Origin of the sequence: Streptomyces sp. NPDC051677 (genome assembly GCF_044453465.1) — a bacterium.
In the GTDB taxonomy this organism is placed as follows: Bacteria; Actinomycetota; Actinomycetes; order Streptomycetales; family Streptomycetaceae; genus Streptomyces.
Window position 1 is genome coordinate 133,806 of record NZ_JBITCT010000026.1, and the last position, 10,780, is coordinate 144,585.

10 protein-coding genes and 1 riboswitch are annotated in these 10,780 nt (G+C 69.9%); of the genes, 5 read left to right on the forward strand and 5 right to left on the reverse strand.

What is annotated here, in order from left to right:
• Positions 1 to 16 precede the first annotated feature (16 nt).
• The 4 genes from ACIBAF_RS28295 to ACIBAF_RS28310 all read right to left on the reverse strand — a co-directional run bounded on the left by ACIBAF_RS28295 (position 17) and on the right by ACIBAF_RS28310 (position 3,910).
• Positions 17 to 1,024 (reverse strand): ABC transporter permease, encoded by a 1,008-nt coding sequence (locus ACIBAF_RS28295; RefSeq protein ID WP_079659348.1) that lies wholly within the window; start codon positions 1,022 to 1,024, stop codon positions 17 to 19.
• 355 nt (positions 1,025 to 1,379) lie between these two features.
• Positions 1,380 to 2,174 carry an enhanced serine sensitivity protein SseB C-terminal domain-containing protein gene (locus tag ACIBAF_RS28300; protein WP_399466709.1) on the reverse strand — a complete coding sequence of 265 codons (795 nt, stop codon included), beginning with the start codon at positions 2,172 to 2,174 and terminating at the stop codon, positions 1,380 to 1,382.
• Positions 2,175 to 2,341: 167 nt separating this feature from the next.
• The gene (locus ACIBAF_RS28305; protein ID WP_399466711.1) at positions 2,342 to 3,136 is read right to left on the reverse strand and encodes an enhanced serine sensitivity protein SseB; all 795 of its coding nucleotides are present in this window, start codon (positions 3,134 to 3,136) and stop codon (positions 2,342 to 2,344) included.
• 78 nt (positions 3,137 to 3,214) lie between these two features.
• Positions 3,215 to 3,910 carry an AAA family ATPase gene (locus ACIBAF_RS28310; RefSeq protein WP_399466712.1) on the reverse strand — a complete coding sequence of 232 codons (696 nt, stop codon included), beginning with the start codon at positions 3,908 to 3,910 and terminating at the stop codon, positions 3,215 to 3,217.
• Between the two features lie 177 nt (positions 3,911 to 4,087).
• A riboswitch (glycine riboswitch) is annotated at positions 4,088 to 4,188 on the forward strand.
• Between the two features lie 167 nt (positions 4,189 to 4,355).
• Between ACIBAF_RS28310 and gcvT the strand changes: the two genes are divergently transcribed.
• The 5 genes from gcvT to ACIBAF_RS28335 all read left to right on the forward strand — a co-directional run bounded on the left by gcvT (position 4,356) and on the right by ACIBAF_RS28335 (position 9,346).
• On the forward strand, positions 4,356 to 5,516 hold the full coding sequence (gene gcvT, locus ACIBAF_RS28315) for a glycine cleavage system aminomethyltransferase GcvT (protein ID WP_399466713.1): 1,161 nt from the start codon (positions 4,356 to 4,358) through the stop codon (positions 5,514 to 5,516).
• A gap of 111 nt (positions 5,517 to 5,627) precedes the next feature.
• Positions 5,628 to 6,005 (forward strand): glycine cleavage system protein GcvH, encoded by a 378-nt coding sequence (gene gcvH, locus ACIBAF_RS28320; protein ID WP_079659355.1) that lies wholly within the window; start codon positions 5,628 to 5,630, stop codon positions 6,003 to 6,005.
• Between the two features lie 14 nt (positions 6,006 to 6,019).
• A complete protein-coding gene (glyA, locus tag ACIBAF_RS28325; protein WP_399466714.1) occupies positions 6,020 to 7,282 on the forward strand; it encodes a serine hydroxymethyltransferase in 1,263 nt (420 codons plus the stop codon).
• A gap of 95 nt (positions 7,283 to 7,377) precedes the next feature.
• The gene (locus ACIBAF_RS28330; protein ID WP_399466715.1) at positions 7,378 to 8,745 is read left to right on the forward strand and encodes an L-serine ammonia-lyase; all 1,368 of its coding nucleotides are present in this window, start codon (positions 7,378 to 7,380) and stop codon (positions 8,743 to 8,745) included.
• 400 nt (positions 8,746 to 9,145) lie between these two features.
• Complete coding sequence (locus tag ACIBAF_RS28335; protein ID WP_399466716.1) at positions 9,146 to 9,346, forward strand: hypothetical protein; 201 nt, start codon at positions 9,146 to 9,148, stop codon at positions 9,344 to 9,346.
• A gap of 73 nt (positions 9,347 to 9,419) precedes the next feature.
• Here the strand turns inward: ACIBAF_RS28335 and ACIBAF_RS28340 are convergent, their stop codons facing one another.
• On the reverse strand, positions 9,420 to 10,244 hold the full coding sequence (locus tag ACIBAF_RS28340; RefSeq protein ID WP_399466718.1) for a M23 family metallopeptidase: 825 nt from the start codon (positions 10,242 to 10,244) through the stop codon (positions 9,420 to 9,422).
• Positions 10,245 to 10,780 lie beyond the last annotated feature (536 nt).

The following is a 10,780-nucleotide window of genomic DNA, read 5'->3' on the forward strand; positions in this document are numbered from 1 at the left end:
TCGGCGCGTCAGCGGTTCAGCGGGATGCCTTCGGGTCCAGCGCGTCCCGGACGCCGTCGCCGAAGAGGTTGAAGGCCAGCACGGTGATGAAGATCGCCACACCGGGGACCACCATGTACATGGGGTCCGACTCGTAGTAGTCGATCGCGCTCGAGAGCATCTGTCCCCACGAGGCGGTGGGCGGCTTGACGCCGACGCCCAGGAAGCTGAGCGCCGCCTCGGTGAGGATGTTGGTGGGGATCATCATCGTCGTGTACACGACGATCGGGGCGACCAGGTTGGGCAGCAGCTCCTTGAACAGGATGTACACCCGCCCCGCGCCCAGCGACCGGGCGGCCTCGACGTACTCCCGCTCACGCAGCGAGAGCGTCTGGCCGCGCACCACGCGTCCGATGTAGGGCCAGCCGAAGAAGCCGATGACCAGGATCATCACGAAGACGCGCACGCTGGAGCCGGTCAGGCCCAGCATGTGGTTCGGCATGACGGAGACCAGCGCGATGATGAACAGCAGCTGCGGGAAGGCCAGCAGACCGTCCATCACCCGGCTGATCAGGGAGTCGATCCAGCCGCCGAAGAAACCGGCGAGGATGCCCAGCACCGTTCCGAGGATCACGGCGACCACGGCGGACAGGAAGCCGACCAGCAGCGAGATCCGGGCGCCGTAGAGGATGCGGGCGAAGATGTCGCGGCCGTTGACCGGCTCGACGCCGAGCAGGTGGTCGCCGCTGACACCGCCCAGGGAGCCCGTGGGCGTGCCGAAGAGCGGGTCGATGAGGTTCTCGTGGTACTCGTTCGGGTCCTGGTCCAGGAGCCCGGTGATGACCGGCGCGAGCAGCGCGATCACGACGAGGAAGAGCACCACGATGCCGCCCGTGAGGGCCAGCTTGTCCCGCTTGAGGCGCTCCCAGGCGATCCGGCCCAGGGAACGGCCCTGAACGGCCTTGGCGCCGCTGGTGGCGACCGCCGCTTCCTCGGCCGCGCTCGGGGCCGCTTCCGCGGTCGGCTCGTGCAATGGTGCCGTCATCTGGCAGGGACCCCTCTCAACCGGCGGTAGCCGGCCCGCACTTTGCCGCGGTGGCGGCGTGATCAGTCCGTAATACGCAGGGGATAAGTCCCCTGGAGCGGGAGTCTTCAACGCTTTGGCGATCTGTTGCCAGACTTGGCAGTGAATGGATGCGTAAACGTGATGCGGGTAGAGGGGTTCCGTTATCCGGACGGCGGGTAACGCCCCCCGGACGGGGACTAGTCGGGGCAGATCGGACATAACTGGTACTAATCGCCGCTATCTACGCGCGAAGACGCCGGGTGCCCACTCCGTGACGGGAGTGGAAGGAAGGGTGAAGGCGACACGAGTGACGGCGGACGAGTGGCTGCGGCGGTCAGTAGCGTCCGGTGGGCGGATAGCCGTAACCGCCCGCGGGAGCCTGGGCCGGGGCGGGCGCATGGGCCTCACGGTCGTAGAACGGCCGGGCGTTGGCCCGCATCCACATCACGACGGGGTCGTACTCGTCGGTCATGGCGACCGTCGACACCGGCAGCCCGTCCGGCACCGCCCCGATGGACTGCTGCATCATCGCCCGTACGGCGTCCACGGCCGGCGGCGAGGTCTCGTACACGTCGAGCCCGATGGCCAGGTAGGGCGCGCCCAGCGCCGGCTGCACCCAGGCCCGGCGGAGTGCGCGGACCACCGGGGTGCGGTGGGCGTTCTGCGCGAGCAGGGCGTAGAACTGCGGGATCTCGATGCCGGGCTCGGACAGCCGCAGCGGGCCCGCGGGCTGGCGCTCCAGGCCGGTGGCGATGCGGCGCAGGTCCAGCCAGGGGATGCCGACGCCGCCGCCCGGGGCGTGCGGATTCAGCCAGAGGCCGTAGTGGTCGGGGTAGAGGGTGCGGGCCACGTCCAGCCCGTCGACCACCTCGTACGACCTGTTCCAGCCGCTCGCGCTGAGCTCCTGGGCGGAGGTCACGCACGGCGCGTAGCCGTGGCCGTCGACCTCCATGTTTCCGTACTGGGCGTCCGCGGAGCCGGCCTGGCCGTGCCACAGCAGCATCCAGAGCTGGCCGGAGGAGGGGGTCGCGAGCGCGCGCAGGAGCGCCTCGTAGGCGTCGTAGCGCCCGGGCGTGACCTGGCGCAGCATGTGCTCGACCTGACCGGTCGCGATGCCGCTGGCGCTCACCTGTACCGCCCCTTCTTTTTTGTTGCCCCGCGTTGGAGTCCAGCTTAGGCGCTCTGCTGGTCGAGCCGTTGAGAGCTCGGGGCGTGCTGTGCTCCTCGGGATGCAGATCGTGCGTGGCCGGGCGCGCGGTTCCCCGCACCCCCAAGTCGACTGCACCTGAGGAGTTGTCAGTGGACCCTCGTGTAGAAGGGCCTTACCCGGTCCCTCATCCACTGCCCCACCGGGTCCTGGGCGACGTCCAGGAGGACCAGGTTGACCGGCCAGGGGGACGAGGTGCGGCCCAGGGCCCGGCCGAGGGCCTCCAGGGGGAGTGCGCGCAGGTCGCCCTCCCACTGGGAGAGTTCGACGCCGACGAACATCACCGGGTCCGCCGTCTCGATCGCGGCCAGGCAGCGGCGGGCCGTGCGGACCACGCCTATGGACTCGAACTCCGCCGAGGCCGCGGCCAGGAAGTCCACCGGGTCGTCCTGCCAGTCGGGCTCGTAGAGGCGGACGCGGCCGCCGCTCGCGGGGCCGTCCAGCGGGGTGCGGCCCGCCCGGCACAGCTCGGCGACGGCCGGCGGCGGCAGCGGAACGCCGACCACGCCCTCGGGGTTCACCATGATGCCGACCTGCGGGGGCAGCCCGCGGGCGAACTCCACGGCCGGCGCGATCGTGAACGACATGTGCGAGCCGACGACCTGGCGGAACTGCTCCTCGGAGCTGAAGACCGGCACGTACACCTGGCCGTCGAGCTCCAGGGTGGGCAGGTCGAGGGGGCCGCTGTGCGGGCCGCCGCCGCTGGGGAGCGGCACCCATACGAAGCTGCGGCCGAGCACCTCCACGATGCGGCCGCCGGCTCCGGGCACGCCGAGGGAGACGGAGAGCACCTCCTCCAGCTCGTTGCCGGGCCATCCGCCGTGCGAATGGGGGTGCGCCTGCGCCGGGAAGTCCGTCGGGAAGTCCGCCGGGGGGAAGTCCATCTGCCTACCGCCTGCTGAGAACCGCTCACTCTGTCGTGGCTGAAAGGCTAGCGGGTACCGGGCGTTCAGCCCGAGCCCTCAGCCGGTGAATCCGATCCGGCGCAGCGTGTCGGCCGCGTCGCGGTCGAGCAGGACCGCCGAGCCGCAGCCATCGGGCAGCCGGCCCTTCTCCGCCGAGCGCAGGAGCCGGGCGGCGGCGTGCCGGTGGCGCAGGAACGCGTACCGCGAGACGCCTCGGCCGCGCTCGCGCTGGCCCTCCAGGGCCGTGTCCGCGCCGACGTCGAGCAGGAGCAGGTGGAGGGCGCCGCCGCGGCGGCGGGCCTCGCGGGCCAGCCAGTCACGCACCCAGGCCTGCGTGCCGCAGTCGTGCACGACGACGCCCTGGCCGCCGCGCAGAGCCCGGCGCAGTCCGGCGTAGTGGGCGAGGCGGACGAGGGGGCGGTAGAGGGCGTAGGGCAGGAAGCGGGGCGCGCGGGCGTCCCAGCGGTCGCGGGTGTCCTGGGAGTCGATGCGGACGCCGTTGACGGCCCGCTTCATCAGCGTGGACTTGCCGCTGCCGGGCAGCCCGGTGACCACCACCAGGTCACGCGGGCCGAAGAGCAGGCCGTGCGGGCTGCGGCCGGCCCGCTCGCGCAGGTCGCGGACGACGGGCGCGGGCTGCGGGCCGCACACCTCCCTGGCCCGGGCCAGGGCCCGGGCGCGGGGCTGCGCGGGCAGCGCGATCCCCGACGTGGTCGCGAATGCCGTGGTCCTCGCCGTGGTCGCCTCGTTCACCGTGATCGTCCTCCCCTGGGGTCAGGTAGTCCTCATCCCCGCCAAGCGTAAAGAGAAGGTAATGCGCGGCGCCTCGCGATTTCGTGCGCGTACCGACACAGGCCGGTTACAGATGCGGCCTGCCGCGATCGGGGCGGGCCGTGCAATGATGGCCGCGCCAACTGCATACCGGCCGTTCGAATCCGCGCGGGAGAGTCCTCAGCAGCAGTTTCGCTGGGGCGCCGAAGGAGCAAGTCCCTCCCTTGAATCTCTCAGGTCCCCGTTACCGCGCGGGCGAGGCACATCTGAAAAGCGGGCCGCCCCTTGTCTCGACGGGGTCGGCTCCACCCAAGGTGCAAGCCATGTCCGACCCGTCGTAGCGGGCCGTCATGGCGAACCTCTCAGGTTCCGATGACAGATGGGGAGGAACGACCTCGCCTGTCATGCCCTGGGAGAAGAACGCCCGATGAGCAGTACCGAAGAACTCCGTCACACCGCGCTCGACGCCCTGCATCGCGTCCTCGGTGCGACCATGACCGACTTCGCCGGCTGGGACATGCCCCTGCGCTACGGCTCCGAGCGCGACGAGCACAACGCCGTCCGCACGAAGGCCGGGCTGTTCGACCTCTCCCACATGGGCGAGATCACCGTCACCGGTCCGCAGGCGGGCGCCCTGCTGAACTTCGCGCTCGTCGGCGACCTCGCGGCCGTGGGCGTGGGCCGCGCCCGCTACACCATGATCTGCGGCGCGGACGGCGGCATCCTCGACGACCTGATCGTGTACCGGCTCGCCGACACGGAGTTCATGGTCGTCGCCAACGCCTCCAACGCGCAGGTCGTGCTGGACGCCCTCGTGGAGCGTTCCGCCGGCTTCGACGCCGAGGTCCGTGACGACCGGGACGCCTACGCCCTGATCGCCGTTCAGGGACCGGAGTCCCCCGGCATCCTGGCCTCGCTGTCCCCCAGAGTCTCGACTTCGCTCGATCCGGGAGGTGCCCCCATCGCCGACCTCGACGGCCTGAAGTACTACGCCGGTCTGCCCGGCACCGTCGCGGGCGTCCCCGCGCTCATCGCACGCACCGGCTACACCGGCGAGGACGGCTTCGAGCTGTTCGTGAAGCCGGAGCACGCCGTCGAGCTGTGGCAGGCGCTGACCAAGGCCGGCGAGGGCGTCGGACTGGTCCCGTGCGGCCTGTCCTGCCGGGACACGCTGCGTCTGGAGGCGGGCATGCCGCTGTACGGGCACGAGCTGAGCACCGCGCTCACCCCGTTCGACGCCGGGCTCGGCCGGGTGGTCAAGTTCGGCAAGGAGGGCGACTTCGTGGGGCGCGAGGCGCTCGCCGCGGCGGCCTTGCGGGCGCAGGAGCAGCCCCCGCGCGTCCTCGTCGGCCTGGTCGCCGAGGGCCGTCGCGTCCCGCGCGCCGGGTACGCGGTCGTCGCGGCCGGCGCCGTGATCGGCGAGGTCACCTCCGGCGCCCCCTCCCCCACCCTCGGCAAGCCGATCGCGATGGCGTACGTCGACGCGGTCCACGCGGCGCCGGGGACCCCGGGCGTCGGCGTGGACATCCGGGGCGCCCACGAGCCGTACGAGGTCGTGGCGCTGCCCTTCTACAAGCGCCGGAAGTAGAGACTGAGAGCAGTCCGGGCGCGTGACCCTGCACACATTCGCGCTGGTCACGCACGGTTCCAGCAGTCCCCCATACATCAGCACTCCCCCGCGTACAGGAGAATTCAGGCCATGAGCAACCCCCAGCAGCTGCGCTACAGCAAGGAGCACGAGTGGCTGTCGGGCGCCGAGGACGGCGTCTCGACGGTCGGCATCACGGAGCACGCGGCCAACGCGCTCGGCGACGTGGTGTTCGTGCAGCTCCCGGAGGTCGGCGCCACGGTGACCGCGGGCGAGTCCTGCGGCGAGCTGGAGTCGACCAAGTCGGTCAGCGAGCTGTACTCGCCGGTCGACGGCGAGGTCGTCGAGGTCAACCAGGATGTCGCCGACGACCCGTCGCTGGTGAACTCCGCCCCCTTCGAGGGCGGGTGGCTGTTCAAGGTACGCGTCGCGGGCGAGCAGCAGGAGCTGCTGTCCGCCGACGAGTACACCGCCTTCACCACCGGCTGAGGAGTCGTAGACGCATGTCCGTCCTGAACACGCCCCTGCACGAGCTCGACCCGGAGATCGCCGCCGCCGTCGACGCCGAGCTGGGCCGCCAGCAGTCCACCCTCGAGATGATCGCCTCGGAGAACTTCGCTCCGCTCGCGGTCATGGAGGCGCAGGGCTCGGTCCTGACCAACAAGTACGCCGAGGGCTATCCGGGCCGGCGCTACTACGGCGGCTGCGAGCACGTCGACGTCGCCGAGCAGATCGCCATCGACCGGATCAAGGACCTGTTCGGCGCCGAGTACGCCAACGTCCAGCCGCACTCGGGCGCCTCCGCCAACCAGGCCGCCCTGTTCGCGCTCGCCCAGCCCGGCGACACCATCCTCGGCCTGGACCTCGCCCACGGCGGCCACCTCACCCACGGGATGCGGCTGAACTTCTCCGGCAAGCAGTTCGACGTGGTCGCGTACCACGTGGACGACGCCGGTCTGGTCGACATGGCCGAGGTCGAGCGCCTCGCCAAGGAGCACCGGCCGAAGGTGATCATCGCCGGGTGGTCGGCGTACCCGCGGCAGCTGGACTTCGCGGAGTTCCGCCGGATCGCCGACGAGGTCGAGGCGTACCTGTGGGTCGACATGGCGCACTTCGCGGGCCTGGTCGCGGCCGGGCTGCACCCCAACCCGGTGGAGTTCGCGGACGTCGTCACGTCCACCACCCACAAGACGCTGGGCGGCCCGCGCGGCGGGATCATCCTGGCCAGGCAGGCGTTCGCGAAGAAGCTGAACTCGTCCGTGTTCCCGGGCTTCCAGGGCGGTCCCCTGGAGCATGTGATCGCGGCGAAGGCGGTCTCCTTCAAGGTGGCGGCCTCGGAGGAGTTCAAGGAGCGCCAGCGCCGTACGGTCGAGGGCGCGCGGATCCTCGCCGAGCGGCTGACGGCGCCGGACGCCCGCGAGGCCGGCGTGAACGTGCTGTCCGGCGGCACCGACGTGCACCTGATCCTGGTCGACCTGCGCGAGTCCGAGCTGGACGGGCAGCAGGCCGAGGACCGTCTCCACGAGGTCGGCATCACCGTGAACCGCAACGCCGTCCCCAACGACCCGCGACCGCCGATGGTGACGTCGGGGCTGCGGATCGGCACCCCGGCCCTCGCCACCCGCGGCTTCAGCGCCGAGGACTTCGCGGAGGTCGCGGACGTCATCGCGCAGGCGCTCAAGCCGGCCTACGACGCGCAGGCGCTCAAGGCCCGGGTCGTCGCCCTGGCCGAAAAGCACCCGCTGTACCCCGGTCTGAACAAGTAGTTCCTTTTGTGCAGGGCGCCCCGCACACTCGTAGACGGGTGGGCGGGGCACCCGGCGACAACCTTCTGCACCACCCCTTGTATTGAGGAGTCCCCGTGGCCATCTCGGTCTTCGACCTGTTCTCGATCGGCATCGGCCCGTCCAGCTCCCACACGGTCGGCCCGATGCGCGCGGCCCGCATGTTCGCGCGGCGGCTGCGCAACGAGGGCCTGCTGGACGCCGTCGCGTCGGTCCGCGGCGAGCTGTACGGCTCGCTCGGCGCGACCGGCCACGGGCACGGCACCCCGAAGGCGGTCCTGCTCGGCCTGGAGGGCTCCTCGCCACGCACGGTGGACGTGGAGGGGGCGGACGACAGGGCGGAGCAGATCAAGGAGTCCGGCCTGCTGCGGCTGCTGGGCTCGCACGAGATCCCGTTCTCCTTCGACGACGACCTGGTCCTGCACCGCCGCAAGACCCTGCCGTACCACGCGAACGGCATGACGCTGTGGGCGTACGACGCCTCGGGCGCGGAACTGCTCGCCAAGACGTACTACTCGGTCGGCGGCGGGTTCGTCGTGGACGAGGAAGCGGTGGGCGCGGACCGCATCAAACTCGACGACACGGTCCTGAAGTACCCCTTCCGCACGGGCGACGACCTGCTGCGCCTGACGAAGGAGACCGGCCTGTCGATCTCGTCGCTCATGCTGGAGAACGAGCGGGCCTGGCGTACCGAGGACGAGATCCGGGCCGGGCTGCTGGAGATCTGGCGTGTGATGCAGGGCTGTGTCTCCCGCGGCATGTCCCGCGAGGGCATCCTGCCGGGCGGCCTGCGCGTGCGCCGCCGCGCCGCGATGACGGCCCGTCAACTCCGCGCGGAGGGCGATCCGTTGGCCCACTCCATGGAGTGGATCACGCTGTACGCGATGGCGGTGAACGAGGAGAACGCGGCCGGCGGACGGGTGGTCACGGCTCCCACGAACGGAGCGGCCGGCATCATCCCGGCCGTCCTGCACTACTACGTCAACTTCGTGCCGGGCGCCGACGAGGACGGCGTCGTCCGCTTTCTGCTCGCCGCCGGCGCGATCGGCATGCTCTTCAAGGAGAACGCCTCCATCTCCGGCGCCGAGGTCGGCTGCCAGGGCGAGGTCGGCTCGGCCTGCTCCATGGCGGCGGGCGCCCTGGCCGAGGTGCTGGGCGGCTCCCCCGAACAGGTCGAGAACGCGGCCGAGATCGGCATGGAGCACAACCTCGGCCTGACCTGCGACCCGGTCGGCGGCCTCGTCCAGATCCCGTGCATCGAGCGCAACGGCATGGCCGCGGTGAAGGCGGTCACGGCAGCCCGCATGGCCATGCGCGGCGACGGCTCCCACAAGGTGTCCCTGGACAAGGTCATCAAGACCATGAAGGACACGGGCGCGGACATGAGCGTCAAGTACAAGGAGACGGCCCGGGGCGGGCTCGCGGTGAACATCATCGAGTGCTAGGGGGATAGGCCCTGACCAGCGCGTTCGCTTCTTTCAGCGCTGTCGGGGCCTTCCCTGCTTACACGGCGGAAAGTCCCCGAAATGTCCCTGGGACAGACGTGAAAATCCCCGGGAAATCCCACGGGATGAGCGTCTGGCCTTGGGGTTCATGGCGCTCTCGGTCGCTGGTCCGGTCTGCACCGGTCGTCAGCCAAGGGATGCATCAAATCGGTCCCCTGGACCTCCTGGAGAGGTACCCATTCGATACATGAGCGGCTGCGGAGAACTCGCGCTTGGAGCAGCAGCTCCTCGCCCTCGCCCCCACGTTCACGACGGCGCAGGCCCGCCAGGCCCCACTCTCTCTCCTCGCGACCCGGCGTACTTGGCCACCGAAGGGGAGATAGACGAACTGTCCCATGGGGTGCATCAGCGGGCAGACGCCCCGGAGACGACGTACGCAGATCTGCTGGCCGTGTGGCATGGGCTCGCCCTCGACGACCTCGACGACCTCGAACTCACCACGGCACTGACCGTCACCGCCGCGCACCGCGGCATCGCCCTGAACTTCTCAACAGCGACGCCGTCACCCTCGCATGGTGCTGGGTGGTGCTCAGCGGTCTGATTTCGCCTGGTCAGCGATGTTGGGCTTGATAGGAGATCCATCCTGTGAGGCGCTGCCGCACCATCCGCTCACGCTAATGGGACTGGGACTCGAGCGAGGTGAAGTGGACAGCGTCCTTGGGCACTCCGTTGTGTTCGGCGCCGTCGTCATCGCGGTAGCGCCACTCGAAGGGCAGGCCGTAGGCCGTCTCGGAGTCCGGACCGCTCATGAGTTGGAAATGCAGGTGGGGCTCGGAGGAGTTGCCGGAATTGCCGCACTCGGCGAGCTGCTGACCTGCGGTGACCCGATCGCCGACCACGACACGAAGGGAACCGCGCTTGAGATGCGCGAAACCCGCGTACACGCCTTCGCCGAGATCGAGAATGATGTGGTTGCCCCATAGATGGCGGGGCCAGCCCAGGCTTCGTACGAAGCCCTCCAGGTAGAGGTAGAGGTAGCCAAGCAGCGAAGTACGGGACAAGTGATCGCGCTGACGGTGGGCGCTCGCTACGACCACGCCGGCGCCGGGTGCCAGAACAGGGCTGCCGAAGGCGGGGTAACGGTGCGGGCGGCTGCCGAGCGGCCATAGCCGGCGGAATGCCGGCGTGAGCTCTGCAGCCGGGTGGTACGTCAAGTCGATGGCGTAGGTCTGTGCATGGCTGTGCGTGTGACTGGGGACGTTCGTGCCAGGGCCGTTGACGGCCCGCCAGCGTCCGGTGACGGGTACACCGATCGGGATCGGTGTCTGTCCTTGCGGAGGACGTTGATTGCGCCACAGGCCCCAGCGCATCAACCCGCCGAGCACCAGAAGAACGACCCCCGTGTACCACAGCGGCCCCAGGCCCTGACTGTTCACCACGATGCAGAGTGCCCCGACAGCGATGAACAGGCCGTGGCGTTTCCACAGGGACGTCAGCAAGAGTGCACCTCGTTCATTGGATGTTGCCACAATTCACTGCTGATTGGCGGGTGCTCGAACCTCACAGCGGCGGCGGCTAACGCCAGGCCGGCGACGGTGACTGCGCGGGCTACCAAGACGTGTGTGCGCATAAGAAGAACTCCTTCTTCTACTTCAGGGACAGCTCAGGCGATGTCCGTACGCCGTGGTGGCGCCGGAGCGCAGAGAGCGCGGCGGGCCGCACATGCCGTGGACAGATGGGCCCGGCGGAGTTGAGGCCGAGCACAGGTACACGCCCGGCAGGGGCATGGTGTACGGATCCTGGCGCAAGGTCGGGCGTGCCAGGGTCTGGCACAGAGTCAGAGCACCAGAGGCGATGTCCCCGCCGACGTAATTCGGGCTGTACCTCGCGTACTGGGCTGCCGACAGGCCGCGAGAGGCGATGATCGTGTCCGTGAATCCGGGGGGTGCCTCTATGTCTTCCGTCAAGGCGCCCCTGACGGGTTTGGTGTGGTTCGGGGTTGCTGGGGTTATGCGGCGAGCTCGACGTCCGTCGG

Excerpts from the sequence above, each read along its gene's own strand:
- ACIBAF_RS28295 (WP_079659348.1), bottom strand. The coding sequence starts at position 1,024 with ATGACGGCACCATTGCACGAGCCGACCGCGGAAGCGGCCCCGAGCGCG.
- ACIBAF_RS28305 (WP_399466711.1), bottom strand. The coding sequence starts at position 3,136 with ATGGACTTCCCCCCGGCGGACTTCCCGACGGACTTCCCGGCGCAGGCG.
- gcvT (WP_399466713.1), top strand. The coding sequence starts at position 4,356 with ATGAGCAGTACCGAAGAACTCCGTCACACCGCGCTCGACGCCCTGCAT.
- gcvH (WP_079659355.1), top strand. The coding sequence starts at position 5,628 with ATGAGCAACCCCCAGCAGCTGCGCTACAGCAAGGAGCACGAGTGGCTG.
- glyA (WP_399466714.1), top strand. The coding sequence starts at position 6,020 with ATGTCCGTCCTGAACACGCCCCTGCACGAGCTCGACCCGGAGATCGCC.